Consider the following 22,733-nt stretch of genomic DNA (forward strand, 5'->3'; position numbering starts at 1 on the left):
CCGATGGAAATCAGGAAGCTCGGAGGCGATGAAATCGGCTCGGAGACAAGCAGCGGGGCGATTTGACGCCAATCCTTCCGAGTCATCCCCGCTGCCTCCGTTTAGTATTCAAGCGTATAGGATTCGCCTTTACGGTACATCGACCCAAGCACCGCGGTGATCCGCCGATTCCAGCTCCGCCGTTACGATCTGGATACTGCCCTTCGTGCTGTCAGGAGTCGCCGTATCGATCGGCAGCCCGCCCGCAAGTGACTCTACGAAATATTTAAGCTGATAGTAATAGCCTTGGTCGGCAGAAAGCTCGGGGCTGAAGCCGGAACTATCATTCGGATTCACCTTGACGCCGGCACCGTCGAACTGGATGTTGCCGCGCTCGAAGTTTACTTTGAAGCCCATCTCGAATCCGAAGTCGCCATTCAGCGTCCAATCGACGTGCGCGGAAATAATCTTGTTGTCGTCGTAGCGATAAGCGGTGTTTACGATATCGTACCCGCTGCCCGGTATGACATTGCGACCGTAGCAGGATACCGCCTCCGGCTTGCCGAACAGCCAGTTGATCGTATCCGTATCATGCACATGCATATCAAGGAGCGCGCCGCCGCCCTTCTCCTTCTGCAGCACCCATGGTCCCCATGAAGGCGTACCGCCGCCGCGATAGAAGTAGCCGCTCGTTACGCTGCCGAACTTGCCGCTTTCCACGAGCTCCTTCAAATAAACGTACGCCGGCCAGAATCGCAGACATTGTCCGATCATGAGCTGCTTGCCGTTTCTTGCGGCAGCCTCGATCATCGCGTCGCATTCCTCGGCATTCATCGCCATCGGCTTCTCGCACAACACATGTACGCCGCTGTCCAAACATTGAATCGTCACGTCGCGGTGCAGAAACGTCGGCAGCGTAATGTCGACGAAGTCGAGCTGCTCGGCGTCCAACATCTGCTGCACCGACGTATACTTGCTGAAGCGGCCGTAATCGATCTCGTTCTCCGAGGACGTGTCGATATTGCCGCCCCCTCCGCCGCCGTTCAGCTTCGCTTCATCCACGTCGCACAAGGCGACGACGCGAATCGGAGCGCCCTCCCTCTCCAAGCGAAGATAGTTCTCCAAGTGCGTTTTGCCCATAAATCCAAGTCCGATCAATCCGATATTCAGCATTAGCGTACCGTCCTTCCCAAGATCGCGTCCATCGCGGCCGACGTATTGTAGATGATTTGTTTCGTATGGTGCGTATATGGAGGGATCATCTCGGCCGTTACGTAGTCGTCATAGCCGATCGATTCAAGCGCCGCGACAACGGCAGGGTAATCCACGTCGCCAGCCAGCAGATCGACGAATCCATGCAGTCCGCCCGCTTGTCTGCGGTAATCCTTGAAGTGAACCTTCTTGATGCGGTTGTTCAATATCGAGATCCAATGCTCCGGATAACCGGAATACACCACGTTGCCTACGTCAAAGTAAGAGCCAACGAACGGCGAGCCGATGGTATCGATAAAGCCGCGCATCTCAAGCGGCGACAGCAGAAACTTGTTCCATACGTTCTCGATGCCGATCGATACGTTCACTGCTTCGGCCGTCTTCGCAAGCTTCGTGAAGCCTTCCAGCGCATTGTCGTAAGCGCGGTCGTACGGCACGACTTCCGCATTCGGTATGAAATCGACGCCAACCGCGCCGGGAACGATCAGAATTGTATCGACGCCCAGAACCGCGGCGAATTCCAGCTGCTTCTTCGCTATATCGATCGCTTTGCCCCGAATTTCGGGACGCTCGCTCGTCGGCGGATAATCCCAGTATAGACCGCTGGCCAAGCTGGACAGCGCAATGCCCGTATCGTCGGCGAAGCGGCGAATGGCGCGCACCTCCGCTTCCGTGCTCTCCAGACTAAGCGCCCCCGTCTCGTTCAGCGACAGCTCGATGCCGTCGAAGCCCGCATCCTTCGCAAGCACAATGCTCTCCTCGATGCTTATGCCTGACGGGAAAGACCAAATATTTATTCCTTTTTTCATCGCGCGAACAACCTCCTTAGCTCTTCTTAATGCTAATTATAAGAAGTCCGCCGGCGTTCGCCTTTAGCAAATAAGCCGTTCGTTTTGCACAAGCCGAATCGGATATATGTTAAAATGCAAATAACAGTAATGACTACGGATCGGGGTGAGACGGCAGATGGAATTCGCCAGGCATACATTGAAGGAAATGATCGCGGTTCGCAAGCTGATCTCGTTTCACTATTTTGAATTCGCTAAAGGATACGTGTTCGAAGGGGAGCAGCATGACTTCTGGGAGTTTCTCTACGTGGACAAAGGCTCGGTCGAGGTAAGGGCAGACGACCGTACGCATCAGTTGGAGCAGGGCATGATTATTTTTCATAAGCCGGAAGAGTTCCATACCGTTCAGGTCAGCCAGCAGCATAAGCCGCCCAACTTGTTCGTTCTATCCTTCGAATGCGCCTCGCCCCACATGGCTAGATTCGAGAACCAGCTAATTAGGCTGGGCACGAAGGAGCGCAACCTGCTGTCCCTGCTGCTGCAGGAGGGCTTTCACTCGTTCGAGCCGCCTTATGACAGCTCGCATACCCATGAGCTCATCAGCAATCCGGAGGCGCCGTTCGCCAGCGAACAAGTCATGCGAAACTATTTGGAAATGCTGCTGATTCAGCTCATTCGCCAGCAGGACGAGGGAGATCTCCGCGACACCTCCTCCACAGCTCGCAAGCCGGCCTCGTTCCAAACCGAGAATACGGAGGAGCAGATGGCCGAGCGAATGATCGCCTTCATGCGCGAGCACCTGCAGGAGCCGCTGAAGCTGGAGCAGCTGTGCAAGGAAATGCATCTCGGCAAAAGCAGGCTGAAGGAAATTTTCCATTCCCGGACCGGCACGGGACCGATCGAATATTTCAAGCAGCTGAAAATTGAAGAGGCTAAGTCGCTCATTCGCGAGCAGCATTACAATTACACGGAGATCGCCGCCATACTAGGCTACAGCAGCATCCATTATTTCTCCCGCGACTTCAAGAAGTCGACCGGCATGTCGCCCTCGGATTATGCGCGAACGGCCAAAGCCCGCGTAAGACTGGATACGTCAACGGCACCAAAACGCAAATAACCCTGCCCGGACGCTTAGTCTTGGAGCAGGGTTATTTTTATTAATCGCGGCCTAATGACCCGACGGCTTCCATTCCGAAGAACGGCGATGGATCATTCGGTACGGAATCGTCATCCTTATCGGGAGTGAATATTGATTGTCTAAGTAATCGAGCAGCAGCTTAACGGCGTACATGCCCATCTCGACCTTAGGCACATGAATCGTCGTGAGCGGAGGCGAAGTGAACTCGGATATCTCAATATTGTCGATGCCGATGACCGCAATATCTTCCGGAACGCGCAGCCCTCTCTCGGTTGCCGCACGCATTGCCGCGATTGCCATCATATCGCTTGCCGCGAATATCGCCGTCGGCGAATAACCATCCTTCTCGAAGGCTAGTTTCGTCATCTCATAGCTGAGGGACACGTCCCATTTGACATCGATCATCCAGTTGTCATCTACAGGCAGGCCCGCTTCGTTCATCGCGCTCTTGAAACCGACGAAACGTTTCTCCAAACGGAAGTCGTCGTTCAGCTCCGGTCCGCCAATATAGCCGATTTGCTTATGGCCTTGCTTAATGAGATGCTGCACGGCTTCCTTCGCAGCCAATTCGCGATCATAGCAGACGACCGGCAGCGTCTTGTCGGACAAATCGACGCCAACGACAGCTCTGACATGCTTCTTAATCCACTCGTAAGCATCCTGGTCAATCCGCTCCACGATAATCATACCGTCGATGCGGTGCTCCTTCACTAACGATTGCAGCTGTTGGATGTCCGATTGGTTCTCGATGCTGTAAATGAACTCCAGCCTTATGCCCGCTTCGGTAAGAGCTCTCTCCACGCCTTCCAAAATGACCGAGAAGTACGGATTATTGTATTTATTCTGAGGTATGGCAACGACGCAGCCGATATGAACCATGTTGTTCTTCGAATCACTTCTACTGCTCTTCTCCGAGCGATTCGCCTTGTAACCGATCTTCTCGGCGACTTCCCATATCCGCTTCCGCGTTTCCTCGCTGACGGAACGGGTCGAATCGTTCTTCATCACTCTCGATACCGTTGAGATGGAGACACCCACCTGCTCGGCTATGTCCTTTAGCTTCGCCATCTTACTTTCCTCTCTATCCTGCATCGATTTCGATAAAAGCCCCTATAATTGCGGCAACAACCAAATAAGTTGCGGCAAATCTATTTTATAACCCAGCCCGTCAATAGTCAAGGTGAAACGGCTGAACAAGCTTTCCGCATGAAGCCAAAAAAAGAGAAAGAAGCGCACAACACGCCTCTTTCTCTCTTATCATCCCTTGCGTTACTATTTCATTTTCGATTCCAAATCTTTGATCGCCGCATCGACGTCCCCATCGCCTGCCAACGGATTTTTGAGCGATTGCTCGCCATATGTCCAGACAAGATCGGTCTTCTTAGCCGTGAATGGGGAGATAATGCCGAATTGCTGCGCGTCGAGGAATATTTTGTTTGCTTCCCCAACCGTTGTGATGTACGCTTCGGCAGCCGCTTTGTTGGCCGGAATCGAGTAGCCTTGCTTCGCCAGCTCGGATTGCCCTTCCGGACCTGCCAACCATGCGAGCAGCTTATAAGCCGCATCCTCATGCTTCGTATTGCTTGAGATCGCCATGCCGGCCGGTTGAACGACCGTCTTGTTCTCCTTGAACTTCGGCAGGTACGTAATGCCGTAATCGATGCCCGCTTCCTTGAAGTTCGTCGTATTCCAGTTGCCGCCTGGGTTCATGGCAACCTTGCCGGTCGTAATCGACAGGTTCACTTGGCCGCCAAGACCTTCGATTTGGGCCGGTGTCGTATTGATCTTCTTCTTCGTCGCATCGATGAAGAAGTCAATAACTTCACGTGCTTCCGGTGTATTGAGCGCTAGAGCACCGTCATCCGTAACCAGCTTCGCCCCGTTAGACCACAACTGCGGCTCGAGGAACCAGTCCATCGTCGAACCCGGCGATACGGACATGCCCCACTGCGCAATATTGTTGCCGTCGAAGCCTTCTTCTCCCGGGTTTTTGCCGTTTTTGTCAAGCGTAAGCTTCGTGGCGATGTCGATGATTTCATTCCATGTCGGCTCAAGCGACGGAACCGGCGCTCCCTTCGGATTTTTCGCGGCATCCGCGAAGATCGCTTTGTTGTAGTACCATACTATGACGTTCGCATCGATCGGAAGGGAAACCTGCTTGTCATTGTATTTATGCAATCCGAGCAAGCTCTGGTCGATGTTGCTCAGCTCGAAGCTGTTTTCCGCAAGCAGTCCGTCCAATTCTTTGAAAATGCCGAGCTCGGCATATTTCTCGATAAACGCAAAGCTTGTTTTGAAAACGTCCGGCAGCGTGCCGCCGGCCGCATTGGCCGTTAAGCCGTCCCAGTAGCTTCCCCAGTCCTTGCCTTCAAGCTTCACCGTAATGTTCTTATTGGCTTCCATGAACTTATCCAGCAATTCTTGCGTCCGCTGCAGCTCTTCCGCCGTCCCCCACTGCGAGTAGGTGATGGTGACGGGCTCTGCGGGTTTCTCGGTTTGCTCGGCGTTTTTGCCATCGTTCTGCCCATTCGCCGGCCCATTCGTCGGCTCGTTCGAACCGCCATTGTTGTTGCCACATCCGGAAATAACCAAAGTCATCGATAAGACCAACGTAAATAGACTCAACAACCACTTACCGTTCGTTTTCATATCCAGTTCCCCTTTAGATTAATGTGAAAACAGCAGCATCTTGCAAACCTCAAGCTTAAGCGGCCTAGCCCTTCGAACCCGTGAGCACCACCCCCTCGACGATATATCTTTGCGCGAACAGAAAGAGGAGGCCGATCGGCACGATGCTGATGAACGCCCCTGCGGCCAGCGCCGGGAAATCCTGGCTCGTCTGGCCGATCAGCAATTGCAAGCCGACGCTTAGCGTGAACATTTCGTTGTTCTTGATGTAGAGGAACGGCCCCAGGAAATCGAGCCAAGAGTTAACGAAAGCAAAGATGATCGTCGTCATAACTATCGGTTTGGACAGCGGCATAATGACCTTGGCATAAACCGTCCAACGATTGCCGCCATCTAAGTATGTAGCCTCGTCCAGCTCCTGCGGGATCGTCATGAAAAACTGCCGGAACAAGAAGATGTAATAGGCCCCGCCCAGCCAAGCCGGGACGATTAACGGCAGCCATGTATCGATCCAATGCAGCTTCGTGAACAGCACATAGGACGGAATCATCATAATGGAAGGCGGAATCATGAGCGTCATTAAGACGATCGGGAACAGCCTATCCTTGTATTTCGTCGAGAACCTCGAGAAGCCATAGGCAACGATCGAGCTCGATAAGACAGCGCCGATTACGACTAGAATGGAGATGGAAAAGGAGTTCTGAATCCACTTCCACATCAACGGCTGCACGTCGAACAATCGGTTGAACGATTCGAAGTTGACCGATTCCGGCAGCAAGGAAGGAGGCGCCTTGTAGGTTTCCGCTTTGGTCTTCAGCATCGTTGACAGCATCCAGGCGAGAGGCCCTACGAATAGCACCAAGGTAATCGTCAGCAGCACATATTTGCCGGCTTGGTTAAGTATGCGATTTCTTTGTCCGCTCATTACGGTATACCTCCTATTTCTCGCCTTCGTAGTATACGAATCGATTGGATAGCTTCATTAGCACGAATGTGACCAGCGAGATAAGCGCGAACAAGAAGATGGATTGCGCCATGGCCATGCTGAACTTCAGGTCGGTGAATGCCGACTTATAAATGTTGTAAACGAAGGTGTATGCGGCATAGTTCGGTCCGCCCTTGGACAGCAGCAGCGCTTCCGTGAACATCTGAAAGTTGTACATCGTCTGGATAATGACCACGAACAGAATCGAAGGACTTATTAAGGGAAGCGTAATGCGGAAAAACGTCTGCAGCCGATTCGCCCCGTCGATGCGCGTCGCCTCGTATATATGTCTAGGCACGTTCTTAAGCGCGGCAAGAAAGATGAGTACGCCGCTGCCCGAGATCCATACTTGAAGCATAATAATAACCGGCTTGATCGTGTTCTCCCCGCCCATCCAATCGATCTTGTCGATGCCGAGCAAGGACAATCCCGCATTCAAAAAGCCGAATTCCGAGTTGAATACGAGCCGCCATATGATGACCGTGGCCACAATCGGAACGAGTGTCGGCAAGTAATAAAACGTACGGAATAGCGCGATGCCTCTCACGTTCAAATTCAATAGCAGCGCGATCAGCAGCATGCCGGCCGTTACGACAGGAACGCCAATGACGACGAAATACGCGGTGTTCAGCAAGCTTTTGCCGAAAATCGGATCTTGAAGCATCGTCACGAAATTCGACAACCCGACGAAGTTGTAATTCACCGCACCGGGAAGTCTGGCATCCGTGAACGCGTAGAAGACGGAAGTGCCGAACGGAATAAGGAAAAAGAGCGTGAACCCAATAATCCAAGGGGATATAAACAAGAAGAAAGCCGATGTATCATATCTTCTCAGCCTGTGTTTCATCAAGGCACCACCTTACCTCGTTAATTCATTCAAATAGATGTAACGTTCTTCCACGATCGACTTCTCGGCAGCAAGTGCAATAAGAAGCGCGTCACGTCCTACATAAGCAGAGGCAAAAGGCTTGCCGCCCCCAAGAACGCTCTTCACGAACTCGATGCGCTGCCTCTGGCCGCCGGTATGGCCGCCCATGATCGAATCCGAGGTGACGTCGATATCCAGATGGTCGCGGGTATAATCCTGACCGCCTGCGATGTCGATCGTCTTGTCGTTTTTGGCTACCATTTGACCGCCGTTCTGGCCGATCAAACCGATCTCCAACCCGTCGCCCATCAGGTTTCTTGGCTTCAGATACATACACAATCCCAAATTGGCCTTGCTGCCGTTCTCGTATTCAATCGTTACCCAAGCATGGTCGACGATCGATACGTCCTCAATCGGCTTCGCCGGATAATGGCTGTAGGAGTTCGTGATCATATTCGGCTCTCCTTGCTTCATCACATGCTGGCCGCCTGTCGCGAATACCCGTACCGGCTTGGAGCCGATCATCCAGTTAAAGATATCGAAATGATGGCAATCCTTCTCGACGAGAGCCCCGCCTGACTTATTCTTATCGTAGAACCATTCCGTTGGCGGGAACGGATCGCGGAATTCCTTGCACCACATCAGCTTCACATCGCCTAATCTGCCGTCCTGCAATTCCTTGGCCATTCGGCGGTAAACGTTCGAGTAACGGTAGACGAGGCCGATCTGCAAAATCCGGTCATGACGTTCCGCTGCCGCAATGATCGCATCGCAATCCTCAAGCGAGTGCGCAACCGGCTTCTCGAGAAACACATGTTTGCCTGCTTCGAGAAAAGCAACCGCGACCTCGCGGTGCAGGTAATTCGGCACGCTGATGACAACAGCGTCTACATCCTCTTTGGACAGCAGCTCCTTATAGTCGCCGAGAATGATGGGCTTCCCATTCTTCAACTCGACTAGCGTGCGCTCGACGTTCGCTTCATTCATATCGCAAATGTACTTTACCTCGCATTCCGGCAGCAGATCGAAGCCGATGCAATGATGCGAGCCCATATCTCCTACACCGATGAAAGCCATTCTAAGTTTGCTCATGTCCACACTCTCCACTATGAATTTGCGCCAATTCCACTCTGCATTTGACAAGTATTAGCGGCAACCGTTATTGCATGCTCTGATAATAACGTATCCTTTATAACAAGTCAACAATTTTTGCGTTGAATTTATGCAATATTTGCGCCAAATTGTTTTTAGAGCATGAATTGAGTAATAACGCGCACTTTTTGTTAAATTATATACTGAATCAAAAGGTGTGTAAGTGTTTACATTTACGATATTTTGTCTAATGTAACTATAATTTGCGCCAAATTTTAGACAAGTACGACAAAAAGATTTGTTTTTTGCGCACGAGGTTGATAGGTAGCTCTAATAAAGAAAAAAGCTGCCCTCCAATTACCGGGCAGCCTTCCTCTATCGTCTATTTCTGAAGAAACATGAATAATTGCAATGCCGCTTGCGCAGCCTCCGCTCTCGTAACGTAACCCTGCGGATGGAAAAAACCTGCATCGTCGCCGATCAGCAAGGAAAGCAGCCTCGCCTGACGCACAGCATCGGCAGCCCAGATGCTGATGCTGCCTTCGTCCTCATAAGGGAGCTTCTGTTCGCCCGACACGGGAAGCGTTAATTTGCCGCCTGCGGCCCGTTCCGCAACTTTCACAAGCAGTACGGCCAGCTCTTCCCTCGACAGAGCTGCGCCAGGCCTGAATGCAGCGCCGTTGTCGCCGCTTACCAATCCTGCCGACCGAACGGCGGCAACCTCATCTGCATACCAGGCATGAGGAGGGATATCGGTAAACGCCTTCGGCGCATCTTTATCGTCCAATGCTGGTTTCAGCTCCAGCAACCGAGCCAGCAGCGCCGCAAATTCCGCGCGCGTAATGGCGCGGTCAGGATCGAATGCGCCTTCCTTCACGCCATTTAGTATTTGCTTCGCGGTTAAAGCCGCGATAGAAGCAGCAGCCCAATGACCATCTGCTACATCGCGATAGGTCTTCTCAAAGGACAACCATTGGTAAGCTCCCGGTTCGCTTATACGTGCCGATAGAATCCCGTCCGTTAGTGCCGCAAATACGGCTTCAAGAGCCCTATCGCCGCCATTCTCCCGGAAGCGATAGATATTGATTAGATCCGTATTCCAGTCGCCTGTCGGCTGAATGGATATAAGAACGGGTGCATCGTAAGTGAACAATGGCTTTACCTCATTGCCCGTCTTGACCGCAATCGAGAAGACGAATGCTTCTGCCGGAGCGCGCAGATGAGCTCCGCTGCGTGCGGCATAGGCTTCCAAGTCTCCATCGGCCCCGTCCTTCTTCACGATACCGATAACGAGCTGCGCCGCATCGGCGCCTGAAGCGGCAAGCCCCCTTGCTTGCGCAAGCAGCTGGCCTGGAATTTCGAAACGCATAGACCCCCGCGTTACCGCAATGGCCGGATTATCCTTCAGCGACGGAGCGCCAAGCGGCAGCTCCATGCTGGTCTTGTTCGCCAGCATGGCGATATTCACTTTGCCTTCCGTCAATACGGGTTCGTGGATGCGTTGCACAAGGTCATCGCCTGCCTCGGCCGAACCTGTTCCGTCGCTGCTTCCGCCGGCACCGGAAGATGAGCCGATTTGCAGACTGCCCACCTCGAAACGTCCGTCTGGACGCTCTCCTTCAATGGCCAGCTTCATTCCCGGCTCGTTCGTAGCCGGATCGATCACCGCAAGCAAAAGCTTGTAGCGCCCCGCAGCAAGCGTGGCCGGCAGATCCAAGCTGCCGCTTAGTAGATGCCTGCCTGGCAGCAATGCAAGCAGATCCGTAGCTTGCAACTGCTTGAATACGACGTCTCCGTTCCCATCCGCCAAGCTGTATTCCAGCTTCCAATCCTGATAGAAAGGGGCTACGCCCTTATTGTTCAGCACCGTCTGAATCTTCAGCGACTTGCCGCGCTTCACCGAAGGTTGATGCTTCACCGCTTCAATAACGTAGCGGTAGCCCATCATCTTGTGCATCGTTTCGATGTTGGACTGAATATCCGTTCCATAAGCCGTGCGAGCCGGCGAAGAAGGACCAAGCCATGATGTATGGCTCTCGCGCATCTGGCGGAGCGTCTCCATCATTGCGTCATCGGTCATCCAACTCTCCGGATTGCCATTGGCGAACTCGCCGCCGGAATAAGCGTATTTCCAGAAGTCCGGCATAGCCGATTCAGCCAGCTTGTCGCCAGCTTCCGCGGGATCGTCGACGAATTCGCCAATACCCGTCCAGCCGCCCCGCGTCCAGCCCACCCATTCATCCGTGTTCGACTTAATGCCGAATACGTCGTTGAATAGACCTAGCCGCTGTTCGCTGGCAATCGGAAACGGCTTTCTCATTCCGATCTGCTTATTCGCGAAAGCCTCGCTGTAGTGCGCTACGTATTGATCCGACACAGCCAGCTTTGGAAAAACGCCGGAGCCGATCGGCCACGTATGCCACTCGCCCCAGTGCCCCAAGCTTCCAAGCTGCACGAACGCGATCCGTTCGTCGTTGTCGTAGCGCTCGGCGACGGCGGCAATGAGCCGTTCATGCTCGGCGAGCAGCAGCGGGCTGTTGTAATTCGGACTGAGGCCGGAGCCGATCTCCGCCGTATCGTACCAAGTCCCTGCATTGCCTTCGGCCTCTAACGAATCATAGAGCCAGTCCGGGATATCCATATGCGAGGGGTCTGCCGTCGGGGTATCCAACACGATCCGCAGGTTGATCCGCTTGCCCTGAGATGCCCAATAATCGAACTGATATTTCTGCTCGATCGCTTCCCAATCGAATTGACCTTTGACAGGCTCCAGCTCGCGCCACGTAATGCCCGCGTAGACAAGGCTATGCTGTTGCTCGTAAGGCGTCCCGTACGGCCGATTGGCATCCTTCGCCCAAGCAACCCAACCCATATACGGATTATTAAGCAGCTCGAAGCTCTGGCGGGGGTAATATACATCGGATGACACCTCATGCGTCTGCACGATGCTGTCGACAGTAAGCGGAGGCGATCCGGCCGCAGGCAGTTGCAGCATCCCGCGATTCACGTAACCAATCTCAATCGGTGCAGGACCAGCCGGCAGACCGATCTGATCCAGGTACACATTCATCTCGATCCAATTATCGCCTACTGCAATATGGACCGGCCCCCGCTCCTCCCATTGACCGTTTTGCTCGGAGTAAGTAAAGAGAGAGCCCTTCTCGATTTTGTAATCGAAGCCTCCTTCCGCCCAGTAGGCAGACGGTTCGCCCGTCGAATTATCATTGTCGCCATCAATATAATAAGCGCTTCGCAAGTCCAGCCGGTCTCCGATTACCCGTACGTACAGCTTCCGCTCGTCCAGCACGGCACGAAGCTCGTAAGGGGAAGCGCTGGAAGCGGCACCTGTCTCTACCTCGCTCCAATCATCGTCATTTCCGTCCGCAACGATGGAAACGGCATTCTCCCTTAAGGAGATCATAGCCGGATCGCCGCTTGCGTCTGGCGCTACGTAAGAATTGCTTAAGAATCCCGCATGTATGGACTGCTCCGTACCAAGGCCAAGCTCGGACAAAGGAAGCGACCATTCGATCGTCTTGGCGTCGCCAGTGCCCGTGCTTTGATAAGGGAAGGCTGCCGCCGTCTGCGTCCAGCCTCCGCTGCCGTTCGATTCATATAACAAAGCGGTTTGCACGAGGAACTCCGCGCCGAGCTTACCTGCCCATGCCCATGAGGACGTGCCGGTCGACGGATTTTTATCCGTATCAATAAAAAAGTGCTCCCATATGTTCGGAAACTCGCTGTTTTCGATTCGACCGGTTATTAACGCATACAATTGCTCGTCGTGGGCAAATGCCTTCACCGTAGTGAGGCCGTCCGCCGTCACGGCAAGCGGAGCTACCCGCTCCCAGTCCGCCCCGTCTCCATCCACGGCAATACGCGGCTTGGAGACAAGACTGATTTCCATCGGATCGCCTGCGGCGTCTGGCATAGCGTAACTATTGCTCAAGAAAGCGATACGTACCGATTTGGCAGCGCCAACATTCAGTTCAGCAATCGGCAAGCTCCACTCGATCGTCTTGGCGTCTCCCGTGCCGGATCGCTCATAGAGCAGTCCCGTAGCAGCCTGCGTCCAGCTACCGCTGCCGCCAGCCTGGTACAGCAAGCCCGATTGCACGAGAAGCTCCGAACCAAGCTTGTCGGCCCAAGCCCACATCGTATTCCCCGTCGCCGGATTGCGGTCGGTATCGATAAGCAGATGCTCCCAGAGATCGGGAAATTCGCCGTTATCGATCTTCCCTTCAATCAGTACGTTCAAGCTGTCCGCCGATGCCGAATACTTCACCGTCGTCTTGCCGTCGGCGCTCTGCAGTAGAGCAGGAACGTCGGCCCATTCCGAGCCGTCCCCGTCGATAGCCAGATCCGCCGGCTCGGCAGGCGCTTCCGATTGAGCCCCTCCCTGCGAAGGAGGCTGAACCGTCATCATCAGCTCGCCAAGTTCAGGCAGCATCGAGCCGTTCGAGGCTAAACCCAGCTTTATTTTCGTAGTCACACCGTCCCCGTCCGAGAGAAGCGCCCCATCAATTTCATATTCCGCAACCGACTCCGACTCGCTGAGCGTAATGTCCCCTAGGGTTACCCAGCTCCCATTGTCGTACTTATACAAGCTTCGATCGACGACTTTGTAATCAATCCCTGCGGAATCCTTCCAACCTTGGACGCTTTCCCCCGTAGCCGCCTCATTGTCCGCGTTGATGTACAGCGTCTTGGAAGCGTCCATATCCTCGCCTTTCGCCATCACATAAAGCTTTCCGTCCCGGTTCACCGCTTTAATCAGCTCCAGACGGTTGCTCACCGCAGCCTGATTTACCGCCGAGCCTTCCCAATCTTCAAAATTGCCGTACCTTTCGAACGAATCCTCCGCATGTACGGTCGAATCGGCCTTGCCGCTTAAGGGCAGCGGACCTAACGTCCCCAGCATCGATACCAATAAAACAATAGCCGCACTCTTTTTTCCCGAAAACAATCCCATCGTTTCCTTCATCCTCTCATCATGACATGCGATGCAGATTTTCGAACAGACGACAAAAAAGTCATACCGTAATCAATGCTGAATCACCCACTTGAAACCTCTCCTTCACGGATTTTGTCTTTTGCGGCAATCTCATGATGTTTTGGATGCGTTTGCTTACCCAATTTTACGAATATTTAACCCAAATATCAATATATTTACGGCAAATATTTTACTTAAATTTTCTTTGTTTGCGCCAAATTCGCCAAGACGCATAAGTCGATATATAGGCAAAACAAAAAAACCTTGATCGCTCAAGGTTCTGCTGCCTGACTATAGAGGGCATACACATGCAAATTCGTTTCAGCATAACTTATATAGTTCCAACCATGCAAAGGAGGACCATTCATTGAACAAAAGCAAGGGTAATCCCGATCGCAACGGTCAAAATTCAAAAAAAACGGAAATTAGCGCCGCTCAGCTCGCCTTAATTGCTGGAGCAGTCGTTACATTTGGTGATGTTTTGGCTACAATCGCAGGGGTGCTTGCTTTGGAAGAAGAACTTCAAGATGATGCTGAACAAACCGAGTATCAAAAAATGCAGGATGAAAAAATCGAAAGCATGCAAAAACAAATAGACGAGCTCACGCTGCAAGTCAAAAACTTAACCAGAAGATGACTATAATAAACGATTGAACTCCACCGCGCCCAGCCATTCCGTCGCGATCAGCTCATGTCCGGCTTCAAGCTTATCGCATCCTCGTTCCAACGCGCATAAAGATCGGAGACGCGATTCCCTCCTACGCCACGGTTAATAAAACGGCAGTTCGCTTCCAGAAACCGATAGCCAAGCCTGCCCGCGATCAAATTCGCATATCCATGCCCCAGATACGGATACGACTCCTCCGCTTTGTTCCGGTTCGCATCCGTTATGGAATCGCCCTGAAACAATATGGTTAATCCTCTATTCTCCAAGGTCCTTAGCTCCTCTCGCTTTAACCTCAATTGATCCTGAATGCTTCCATATTATTTCAGCCCGCGTCATCCGTCTATGATCTATTATGAGCCAGATGTGATGCAAATGAGGGAATGCAAGCAACTCGAATCTACGGCTAATTCTTATTCGCGAAAAAGGCTTTAAGCTCCTTCGAAATTCGTTTTGCATCAAGCTTCTTCGTATGGCCAAGCCCCTTCTGACTGAGCAGCCGCGCATTGGGGAGCACTTGAACTAAAGCTTGCGCGCCGTGGCGCAGCGAGATCGGACTCTCGGTCCCTTCGAGCACCAACGTCGACATCGCTACTCCGCTCCATTGTTTGGCAGGAAGCGGATTGCCCTCGTTGTAGCCATCCAGCAGCGCGGCATCATAAGGCAGCGTGTGAGCAACGGCCATGAGCCTCGGCCATACACCCGGCATGATACGCATCATACCGACAACAAATGAAGGAGCGCCCATGCCCTTAGTCATAAAATAGTTAATCGTATCTGCCCGACGATCAGCGGCAATGAGCTCCTTAACCTGCTTCGCAAAATCTTTGGGAGGCACGTAGCCTGCCGTATCAACGACAAAAGGAGGCTCATGCAGCACTAGCTTCTTCATGCTCACCCCGCTCGCCGCCGCCTGCAATGCAAGCACCGCCCCGGACGATAAGCCATATACATATGCAGATCCGCCCGCTTCATCAATCAAAGCCTGGAGATCCTCAATCTCGCGCTCGATCGCATACGGCTGCGTGTCTCCGCTATCGCCTCGTCCCCGGCGGTCGTAATTGTATACCGTGAACTGTTCAGACAGCAGATTCACCAACTGCAGCTGCCCAGGAAATTTTCGATAACTGAACGCTCCTGCTACTAATATAAGCGCTGGACCATGCCCCGCCTTGTCATAAGCAATCCTCGTACCGTCTTTTGAAATGATCGTGTTCATATGGAATCCCCTCTCCAGCTTTCAAGCTTCTATATAAGGCGACGAACGAATAACGGTATAATCGACACATATTGAAAAGTTTTTTATAAAAAAACTCCGACAAGCGGTATGCATGTCGGAGTTCTTGCTGTTGATAGGTGACTCGTTATGAGCTGCCAGCCTATATCTTTTTGACAAATTCGGATTTTAACTTCATTTCGCCAAAGCCGTCAATTTTGCAATCGATATTATGATCGCCGTCAACCAATCGGATGCTCTTCACTTTCGTACCGATCTTCAACACGGATGAGCTGCCCTTAACTTTAAGATCCTTAATAACGGATACGGAGTCGCCATCGTTCAGCACATTGCCGTTAGCGTCCTTCACAATTTTCGTATCTTCGCTCGTATCTTCTGCCGATTCTAACGTCCACTCATGTGCGCATTCCGGGCAAACGAGAAGATTTCCGTCCTCGTATGTATATTCCGAATGGCATTTCGGGCAATTGGGCAAATCATTCATGATATCAGTTCCTCCATCGCTGCAGTTCATTCAATGCTTCTATACTGCCATAGCGTTCAACTCTTGGCAAGCTGGATGGAGGCCACGCACTAGCTCGTATGAGGTGTTGGATGCTGCTCAGTCACCGGAATCTCCCCGCGGAGCATTCGATTAATATCGCCTGTCAGGCGCAAGTAGAAATCGGACGACACATCGACACCGTCCGCGTCAAGCGTCAAGAAATAAGGACTGTCCGGCGCAAGCGTCGCGTTCACTGCCGCCTTCGCAATCGCCGTCGCTTCGTCATATTCATCGAACATCGCCACATAAGCCGTTTCGATCCCAAGACTTGCGACATTATAAGCTTGTCTCCACATGAAGTCGCCATGCAGCCTAGGGATTTGATTCGGCGGGCCTGCATGCAGGTTCACCCAACAGAAGCCGGGCCACAGCACGGGCTGATAATCGATGCCGTTCCCGCTCGTGTAGCTGACATCTTGCTCAATCGGGTCCGTCTTGAACTGATCGGCACCTTCGAGTCCGTTGAACCGTCCGACAAGCCAAGGCGATATCATATGGAATCGGCGGTATGCATCGAGAAAATCGGGTTTCGAATCAACGGTGCTCGTTCGCCAATACGTCGGCACGCCGCCAATGACGTACATATTACGCTCCTTGAACCATTCGATCAGTTCAGCAGACTCCTCTGCCGTTCCCGGCCGATCTGTAAAGCCCATTCCCCAGATGCAAACGACCAGCTTGCCGTCCTGCTTCGCATAAGAGGGAGAGTCTGTTAATTGTAAGCTCCCGACGATGTTCGTCGTCCAATCATGCTTGATCGCATCTGTCCAGGTGTCTGCGTTCAAGCCCGAAGTGTCGTACATGACATAGAATTTGCGGCCATGCTTCTCCGCCGCTCCCTTCACCTTCGCTGCCACACCGTCTCTGTTCGCCCGCCAAATATTCGGTTCATCGCTTGTGCTGGCCCCAAAGCGCTGAAGCGCCGCACAATCAATACCGTATTCCCGCATCCATTGGAAATGCTTATCAACCGTCTGATCGTCATAGGACGAGAATAGCCTAGCCGGTTCCCCGTTGCCGAGGCGGGGCAAATCGGTCTCGTACAGATGCTCATATTCACTTACGTCGGGGAACAGGTCAAAGGTAAGGTTGCCATTGGCATTCGGCGTCTCGCCTCTCCTTGACCAATGCACCCAACCGTCGAAGGGCGACGGATCTCCCTTCGCGCTGAACCATCCTTGATACCCTGTCGTCAGCTTGCCGACGACATCCCCTGCAACACGTGTTTCATTAGGAATCAAATGCCTTGCACCTCCTGAATATGGCTGCTTGTCTACTGACATAACCATATTCTTATAAGCGCGCCGCCACGTATATGAGGGGATGTAGGCTTTTGCAGTCCAATTAATGCCTATTAAAGATTTTAAGTAGAACGATACTTAATCCTGTATACTGGAAATATATGCTTTATAATTGCATCCATAAATTATTGATTAAGGAGTGCACGATGACCAAGATGATGCTCAGAAAGGTTTTGTTCTCCATGCTTGCGCTTTGTTTGATTGCAGCGACAGTACCTGTTATTGTTGCCGCAAACGAAAGACCGATTCAATTGGTTGTCAATAACGAGAGCAAAGGCGAGTTGGACGCTTACATCCAAAAAGGGGTTATGTATGTTGCGCTTCGCCCCTATCTACACGCACTTGGCTACACCGTTAAGTATAATGCTGCGGATAAAAAGGTCTCTAGCGACATTGACGACAAAGAACTGATGTATGCCTTCGGAGAAGATTCCATTTATTTCGATGATGATGCTTATTATTTGCCTGTAACGGGTACTATTCTAAATGGACAAGTCTATCTCCCTATTCGTCAACTAAGCTATTTCACTAAATATAATGTTAATTATGACAAACAACAGCGCACTGTCACCATGGTGAAGTTTGGTTACGGTCAAGAGCTTGCAATACGGGATTTAGTTACGAAGTATTATTTGACGAATAGCCCGAAATTGCTCACCGATGATACTCTTATCTACTACAATCGCAATATCGACTACGAGGCTGATGTAACCAGAAACGTTAGCGAAATTGATACTAGAGAATTCAATGTTTCTATCGACTATATCGATTACGCTTCCGATTATGAAGCTACGCTTCAAGTTACTTACACCGATAACGATCAGGTTTTAAATACCACAAATGTAATTTGGTATAGCATTCGTCTCGAAGACGGACAGTGGAAAATTTACAGAGCAGGCACGGTCGAGCTCCATCATGAACTTCCGGCCGACATAGACGAATCTGCTGCTGCAATCTTGGCACATCAAAACGGAGAGCAGAAAGCCGTACTATCCGATCTTCGCACTTATTACAAAGCTCATAACGAAGAAAATATTGAACTTACGCTTCAGTATACATCGCCTTCTTTTATAGAATTCTGGAATGATGCCTCGCTCGACTTTGGTACCTGGAAACAAAGTTTGGAAGCGAATTTCGCCTTCTCGGATGAAAGAGTGAAGCTGACCAACGAACGAGTCGTATTCCTTGGAAAAAAGGAAGCCGTCGTACACGGTCAGCTGGAATGGAGCGAGATCGTGGATGGAAATCTCGAAGGCCCCTATGTTTATGAAGTCCTTATTTATCTGGAATATGACAACGGACACTGGAATTATGGCATGGATATGAATATTGATACTTAATTACATAAATAACGAAAAGCAACTTAAAAGGCAGCCTTAGCTGCCTTTTTGCATGCTACCGACAACAGTCACAGCGTCATCGCTTGCCCGTGCCTCTCCAAATATTGCTCCTTCTCCTTATAATCGGGCATTATGCTTCCTACTCGTCTCCAGAACGAGCGATCATGGTTCATGTGCAGCAGATGGCATAGCTCATGGATAACGACATAATCGATGACTTCGAGCGGCGCCATTGCCAGCCGGTAATTGAAGGTCAAGTTCCGATCCGAGCTGCAGCTCCCCCACTTGGTAGCCGACTCGACTATGTCGAATGCCTTCGGCTTTACTTTTAGCTGGGACTGATAGATTTTGATACGTTCGCCGACCACTTTCTTGCAGCTCAGCATATAGAACTTCTTCAGCTTGGCCTTTCGCTCTTCCTCGCTCAGCCCGTCTGTCTCTATGAGCTCATGCAGTTCGTAATAGTTGCCCAGGTGTAGAAACTTGCCCTCCTCATAATCTTTTGTCCGAGGGACATCCCGCGCCGCAGCTATCGCATTCAGCTTGTCCAGAATCGCACATCCATGACGCTTCACTGCCAGCATTATTTGTTCATCGCTTGTACCATTAGGCGCCTTAACCGTTAGGTGTCCTAATGAATCCATTTGGATCGAAAACTTCGCTTTAGCTCCGTACTGCACGTTAAAGGTTATCGTTTGATTGTCGAATTCGATTTTCATGAAAAACATCGTACCATGAAAACCACCGAAAGGTAAGGACCAGAGACGGTTGCCCATTAGCATCATCTCAAGGTAAACTATTGTCAATATATGCCGTCAAACGGAGGATTCGATAACTTGAAGCATACCGAGATCCATCGCCCGAAGAGCGGGCAAACATCGACTACGACGAAAAGGAACGGGGCATCCCCCTTGCAGTTAAAGCCTTCCATATTGGCACTCCAGCAGCAGATCGGCAATCAAGCTGTCTTGCAATTGATGGGGCCGAAGAAGCGCGCGCTCCAAGAAGACGTATATGAGGACGAAGAGGAAGAGGAAGAAGTCGCGGTCGATAAGCAGATCAAAAAACAGAAAAGCAATGCCGGTACGCCGATCCCAAAAGAGCAGCCTAAGCCGTCATCCGTTGATGTTGAAGAGGAGTCCGAGGAGTCTGATGAAGAAGAAGAAGAGGCGCCAGAATGGGAAGTGAAGCGCCCTAGCTTTACGACCGCCTCCAAGCGGGCAGCCTTCGCTTCGACAAACCGCGATCCGGGTTATCCGGTCAAGATCGGTGATTACCGCAAGCCTGGACTAGCGGAAATGAACGGAGCCATGCCGCACAGGATGTCTTATAACGATATTCGCAACAACGCCCTTAAACTGAGGGATGGTAAAGAAACAGCCACGGACTTCAACAGATGGACCGACCGTTTCATTACGGCCGGCAAGGAGAAAATCGACAAGCGCAAGCAAGAGCAAGTCGGCAATGAATCCGACAAACAATTAAAGCAACTGATCACCGACATGGAAAAGTCCCAAAAGATGTTTATTAGCGCAAGGGACAAGCTTGCCTCGAACCCGAATGACAATGCCGTGTTCGAAGCTTTCATCAAGCAGGCCAACAGCTTCCACGCCAACGTACCGGATGTCGGCCCGCACTTCGGCGTCAACAATCCGGTGCAGGAAAACGCACATATGCATGTGGAGACGGTCGAAGAACCGCAGACCGCGGCAATGGACACGGGCGAAGAAGAGTCGGAAGAAATGACCGACACGACGCCTAAGCCTCCGAAGCTGACGCGCAGGCTCTCGATTATGAGCCGCCAAGTTCGCCGCATGTCGATCGGTCGGATCAGTGCTTTTCCATACGATGCGAAGGGTAATCTAATTACTACCGACGGATCAACCGTTAGCATGGACGATCTGCCTAAAGAGGACCGCGAAGCGATCGGGCAACATCCGAAGAAGACGGTGAAGGGCTACGATCCTAACTTCAAATTCGGGAATCAATAGTTGATGTCTGCGTTTGTCTACGCATTTGGAGGAAATACCATTTCGGTATTTCCTTCAAATGCACGATTATAGGATTTGATCTGATCTATAGCATCTGCCACGCTATCTACGATATGGCTTGCTTGGTTCCTTATATCAACGTGGCTGCCGCTCATCGCGTAACTATGCTCCGTTAAGGCAAACATGGATAAATCGTTAAAAGAATCCCCAATGCAAGCCACTTCGTTTGGCTGCAATCCCAGCTTGCTGATCAGAATCGATAAGCCGATCCCTTTCGATACGTTTAGAGGCATGACATCCAGACAATCCTTGTCGGAAATGAACGTTTCTATTTTACCTGCAAACTGATCGTTCAACTCGGCCTTCAATCGGTATAATTCATCGATCTCGCCAAAGTAGGCAATCTTGCTGCATCTTAATTTGTCCTCTTTCAAATCTGCCTCCAAATCACCATGCTCCGTACCAGCGGTGAATATACGCGCTTCGTAAGGCAGCACGGCGTCCGTACGCTTCTTCATATAATAGCTGTCATCACTGCAGCTAACGAAATTCACGAATTGTTTATAGCCGCTTGTGGCTTGAAGGAGCCTAGAGGATACTTCTGGCTCAAAAACCGAGGATGCCATCAGCTCGGCGTCATGCGAATGCACCGTTGCGCCGTTCTGTCCTACCGCGTGATACCTATGATTGAAATCATTCATCACGATCTTGATTTCGGAGTACATCCTTCCGGACGCGATGCACAATTGGAAACCTTCGTCGACTGCGGTTCTGACGGCTTCTTTGTCTCTGTTATTCATCTGACGCGTATGGTCTAACAACGTACCATCCAAATCACTAACAATCAGCTTAATCATCATTATCTACCTCCGAAACGACTAATAGTTCAACCTGGTGCTCAACAAGCTTTTCCATCATTTCGCGGTTCGGCTTCTGGTCGGTAATCAGCAAATCAATCGATTCCAAGTCGGCAATTTTGAAAAACATCTGATCTCCGAACTTCGTATGGTCGGCCAGTACAATGACTTGTCTTGCCCGTTTGATCATCTCCCGCTTCACAACGCCATCTTCCTCATGCGGATAAGACAAGCCATTAGCCGTAATTCCGCATGCGCCAAGAAATAATTTGTCGACCTGATAATCGGATAACTTATCAAGCGTCGATTGCCCGAATAAAAAACGATGCTGAGCATTCAACTCCCCGCCTAACAAATGGGTTCTTACCGCTTTTTTTCTAGACAACACATCTGCAATATCGATCGAATTGGTCACGACAACGATATTTTCGGCAGTTAAATGTTCCGCAGCGAATTGAACCGTGGTTGATGCATCCATCATCATGTAATCTCCATCTTTCACAAGCGAAGCCGCAAAACGTCCAATCTCGCGTTTCACGTCCGATTCTCTCATCAAACGTTCTTTATATTCGTATACTTCCTTCGTTTTTTTTGGCAATACGGCCCCCCCGTGCGTACGGATGATGAGACCAAGCTCTTCCATCTTCAATAAATCCCGACGGGCGGTGTCGCGGGACACGTCGAATTGTTGGCATATTTCCTTAATATCAATGCGTTGATGTTGTTTCAAATGCTCCATAATGGCGTTTATCCGCTCTTCTTGAAACATGCTGATTCCCTCCTTATTCTTAATTCTATAAGCCGTTGTAAGTCATTATACATCATTTACTTAACGTATCGCAATTTTTCATCGTCTTTTGTGCATCAAAATTCAATTTCGAAGACGAATCAATAAAAAAGACAGCACCGAATTCTCGCTAACGAGTTCAGCACTGCCATTGAAAGGAGCACTCTCATGAAATTTCAGTTTATCCGATTGTTCAAGGCTCATACTGGAATTTCGCCCTACCAGTACTTCCTTAACTGCAAGATCGAACGAACAAAGGAAATAATCAGCACAAATAAGCATTTATGGAACGACAGCATTCGAATACATGTCACTTCTAACATGAGGTA

Annotated in this window: 19 protein-coding genes and 1 pseudogene; 5 read left to right on the plus strand and 15 right to left on the minus strand. The window is 51.0% G+C overall.

Translation table 11 applies throughout. The features are described from left to right. Positions 1-129: 129 nt before the first annotated feature. Both AC0YN0_RS26370 and AC0YN0_RS26375 read right to left on the minus strand, forming a co-directional pair. On the minus strand, positions 130-1,152 hold the full coding sequence (locus AC0YN0_RS26370) for a Gfo/Idh/MocA family protein (RefSeq protein ID WP_475823945.1): 1,023 nt from the start codon (positions 1,150-1,152) through the stop codon (positions 130-132). After that, positions 1,152-2,000 (minus strand): sugar phosphate isomerase/epimerase family protein, encoded by an 849-nt coding sequence (locus tag AC0YN0_RS26375; protein ID WP_475823946.1) that lies wholly within the window; start codon positions 1,998-2,000, stop codon positions 1,152-1,154. The genes AC0YN0_RS26370 and AC0YN0_RS26375 overlap by 1 nt, the downstream gene beginning before the upstream one ends. Before the next feature lie 157 nt (positions 2,001-2,157). Between AC0YN0_RS26375 and AC0YN0_RS26380 the strand changes: the two genes are divergently transcribed. Continuing rightward, positions 2,158-3,096, plus strand: coding sequence for an AraC family transcriptional regulator (locus AC0YN0_RS26380; RefSeq protein WP_475823947.1), 939 nt, complete (start codon positions 2,158-2,160; stop codon positions 3,094-3,096). Between the two features lie 51 nt (positions 3,097-3,147). Here AC0YN0_RS26380 and AC0YN0_RS26385 read toward each other — a convergent pair whose 3' ends face one another. The 6 genes from AC0YN0_RS26385 to AC0YN0_RS26410 form a co-directional block, all read right to left on the minus strand. After that, on the minus strand, positions 3,148-4,185 hold the full coding sequence (locus AC0YN0_RS26385) for a LacI family DNA-binding transcriptional regulator (protein ID WP_475823948.1): 1,038 nt from the start codon (positions 4,183-4,185) through the stop codon (positions 3,148-3,150). Between the two features lie 204 nt (positions 4,186-4,389). After that, on the minus strand, positions 4,390-5,766 hold the full coding sequence (locus AC0YN0_RS26390; RefSeq protein ID WP_475823949.1) for an ABC transporter substrate-binding protein: 1,377 nt from the start codon (positions 5,764-5,766) through the stop codon (positions 4,390-4,392). A 64-nt stretch (positions 5,767-5,830) separates the two neighbouring features. Then, positions 5,831-6,670, minus strand: coding sequence for a carbohydrate ABC transporter permease (locus AC0YN0_RS26395; protein ID WP_475823950.1), 840 nt, complete (start codon positions 6,668-6,670; stop codon positions 5,831-5,833). Between the two features lie 13 nt (positions 6,671-6,683). After that, positions 6,684-7,577, minus strand: a complete 894-nt coding sequence (locus AC0YN0_RS26400) for a carbohydrate ABC transporter permease (RefSeq protein WP_475823951.1) — start codon at positions 7,575-7,577, stop codon at positions 6,684-6,686. Between the two features lie 12 nt (positions 7,578-7,589). Further along, the gene (locus AC0YN0_RS26405) at positions 7,590-8,690 is read right to left on the minus strand and encodes a Gfo/Idh/MocA family protein (RefSeq protein WP_475823952.1); all 1,101 of its coding nucleotides are present in this window, start codon (positions 8,688-8,690) and stop codon (positions 7,590-7,592) included. Between the two features lie 382 nt (positions 8,691-9,072). Beyond that, positions 9,073-13,662 (minus strand): S-layer homology domain-containing protein, encoded by a 4,590-nt coding sequence (locus AC0YN0_RS26410; RefSeq protein ID WP_475823953.1) that lies wholly within the window; start codon positions 13,660-13,662, stop codon positions 9,073-9,075. A 388-nt stretch (positions 13,663-14,050) separates the two neighbouring features. Here AC0YN0_RS26410 and AC0YN0_RS26415 point away from each other — a divergent pair, with 388 nt between their 5' ends. After that, positions 14,051-14,320, plus strand: coding sequence for a hypothetical protein (locus AC0YN0_RS26415; RefSeq protein WP_475823954.1), 270 nt, complete (start codon positions 14,051-14,053; stop codon positions 14,318-14,320). A 47-nt stretch (positions 14,321-14,367) separates the two neighbouring features. Here AC0YN0_RS26415 and AC0YN0_RS26420 read toward each other — a convergent pair whose 3' ends face one another. The 4 genes from AC0YN0_RS26420 to AC0YN0_RS26435 form a co-directional block, all read right to left on the minus strand. Beyond that, on the minus strand, positions 14,368-14,616 hold the full coding sequence (locus tag AC0YN0_RS26420) for an SGNH/GDSL hydrolase family protein (protein ID WP_475823955.1): 249 nt from the start codon (positions 14,614-14,616) through the stop codon (positions 14,368-14,370). A gap of 137 nt (positions 14,617-14,753) precedes the next feature. Then, on the minus strand, positions 14,754-15,566 hold the full coding sequence (locus AC0YN0_RS26425) for an alpha/beta fold hydrolase (RefSeq protein WP_475823956.1): 813 nt from the start codon (positions 15,564-15,566) through the stop codon (positions 14,754-14,756). A 160-nt stretch (positions 15,567-15,726) separates the two neighbouring features. Next, positions 15,727-16,068, minus strand: a complete 342-nt coding sequence (locus AC0YN0_RS26430; protein ID WP_475823957.1) for a zinc ribbon domain-containing protein YjdM — start codon at positions 16,066-16,068, stop codon at positions 15,727-15,729. 89 nt (positions 16,069-16,157) lie between these two features. Beyond that, positions 16,158-17,369: a glycoside hydrolase family 99 protein gene (locus tag AC0YN0_RS26435; protein ID WP_475823958.1), complete on the minus strand. Its 1,212-nt coding sequence runs from the start codon at positions 17,367-17,369 to the stop codon at positions 16,158-16,160. A 206-nt stretch (positions 17,370-17,575) separates the two neighbouring features. Between AC0YN0_RS26435 and AC0YN0_RS26440 the strand changes: the two genes are divergently transcribed. After that, positions 17,576-18,769: a stalk domain-containing protein gene (locus AC0YN0_RS26440; protein ID WP_475823959.1), complete on the plus strand. Its 1,194-nt coding sequence runs from the start codon at positions 17,576-17,578 to the stop codon at positions 18,767-18,769. 68 nt (positions 18,770-18,837) lie between these two features. Here the strand turns inward: AC0YN0_RS26440 and AC0YN0_RS26445 are convergent, their stop codons facing one another. Continuing rightward, positions 18,838-19,488 carry a M48 family metallopeptidase gene (locus AC0YN0_RS26445; protein ID WP_475823960.1) on the minus strand — a complete coding sequence of 217 codons (651 nt, stop codon included), beginning with the start codon at positions 19,486-19,488 and terminating at the stop codon, positions 18,838-18,840. Between the two features lie 117 nt (positions 19,489-19,605). Between AC0YN0_RS26445 and AC0YN0_RS26450 the strand changes: the two genes are divergently transcribed. Beyond that, positions 19,606-20,760 carry a hypothetical protein gene (locus AC0YN0_RS26450; protein ID WP_475823961.1) on the plus strand — a complete coding sequence of 385 codons (1,155 nt, stop codon included), beginning with the start codon at positions 19,606-19,608 and terminating at the stop codon, positions 20,758-20,760. Positions 20,761-20,777: 17 nt separating this feature from the next. Here AC0YN0_RS26450 and AC0YN0_RS26455 read toward each other — a convergent pair whose 3' ends face one another. Further along, a complete protein-coding gene (locus tag AC0YN0_RS26455) occupies positions 20,778-21,620 on the minus strand; it encodes an HAD family hydrolase (protein WP_475823962.1) in 843 nt (280 codons plus the stop codon). Continuing rightward, positions 21,610-22,386: a DeoR/GlpR family DNA-binding transcription regulator gene (locus tag AC0YN0_RS26460; RefSeq protein WP_475823963.1), complete on the minus strand. Its 777-nt coding sequence runs from the start codon at positions 22,384-22,386 to the stop codon at positions 21,610-21,612. The genes AC0YN0_RS26455 and AC0YN0_RS26460 overlap by 11 nt, the downstream gene beginning before the upstream one ends. A 183-nt stretch (positions 22,387-22,569) precedes the next feature. Here AC0YN0_RS26460 and AC0YN0_RS26465 point away from each other — a divergent pair. After that, positions 22,570-22,695: pseudogene (locus AC0YN0_RS26465) on the plus strand (AraC family transcriptional regulator); the annotation flags it as partial. Positions 22,696-22,733 lie beyond the last annotated feature (38 nt).

Source organism: Paenibacillus sp. J22P218 (genome assembly GCF_056269195.1).

What these genes read in the sequence shown, in the direction of transcription:
- AC0YN0_RS26375 (WP_475823946.1), bottom strand. Translation starts at nt 2,000, where the DNA reads ATGAAAAAAGGAATAAATATTTGGTCTTTCCCGTCAGGCATAAGCATC.
- AC0YN0_RS26400 (WP_475823951.1), bottom strand. Translation starts at nt 7,577, where the DNA reads ATGAAACACAGGCTGAGAAGATATGATACATCGGCTTTCTTCTTGTTT.
- AC0YN0_RS26440 (WP_475823959.1), top strand. Translation starts at nt 17,576, where the DNA reads ATGACCAAGATGATGCTCAGAAAGGTTTTGTTCTCCATGCTTGCGCTT.
- AC0YN0_RS26380 (WP_475823947.1), top strand. Translation starts at nt 2,158, where the DNA reads ATGGAATTCGCCAGGCATACATTGAAGGAAATGATCGCGGTTCGCAAG.
- AC0YN0_RS26430 (WP_475823957.1), bottom strand. Translation starts at nt 16,068, where the DNA reads ATGAATGATTTGCCCAATTGCCCGAAATGCCATTCGGAATATACATAC.
- AC0YN0_RS26445 (WP_475823960.1), bottom strand. Translation starts at nt 19,488, where the DNA reads ATGAAAATCGAATTCGACAATCAAACGATAACCTTTAACGTGCAGTAC.
- AC0YN0_RS26390 (WP_475823949.1), bottom strand. Translation starts at nt 5,766, where the DNA reads ATGAAAACGAACGGTAAGTGGTTGTTGAGTCTATTTACGTTGGTCTTA.
- AC0YN0_RS26455 (WP_475823962.1), bottom strand. Translation starts at nt 21,620, where the DNA reads ATGATGATTAAGCTGATTGTTAGTGATTTGGATGGTACGTTGTTAGAC.
- AC0YN0_RS26405 (WP_475823952.1), bottom strand. Translation starts at nt 8,690, where the DNA reads ATGAGCAAACTTAGAATGGCTTTCATCGGTGTAGGAGATATGGGCTCG.
- AC0YN0_RS26425 (WP_475823956.1), bottom strand. Translation starts at nt 15,566, where the DNA reads ATGAACACGATCATTTCAAAAGACGGTACGAGGATTGCTTATGACAAG.
- AC0YN0_RS26395 (WP_475823950.1), bottom strand. Translation starts at nt 6,670, where the DNA reads ATGAGCGGACAAAGAAATCGCATACTTAACCAAGCCGGCAAATATGTG.
- AC0YN0_RS26410 (WP_475823953.1), bottom strand. Translation starts at nt 13,662, where the DNA reads ATGGGATTGTTTTCGGGAAAAAAGAGTGCGGCTATTGTTTTATTGGTA.
- AC0YN0_RS26370 (WP_475823945.1), bottom strand. Translation starts at nt 1,152, where the DNA reads ATGCTGAATATCGGATTGATCGGACTTGGATTTATGGGCAAAACGCAC.
- AC0YN0_RS26385 (WP_475823948.1), bottom strand. Translation starts at nt 4,185, where the DNA reads ATGGCGAAGCTAAAGGACATAGCCGAGCAGGTGGGTGTCTCCATCTCA.
- AC0YN0_RS26460 (WP_475823963.1), bottom strand. Translation starts at nt 22,386, where the DNA reads ATGTTTCAAGAAGAGCGGATAAACGCCATTATGGAGCATTTGAAACAA.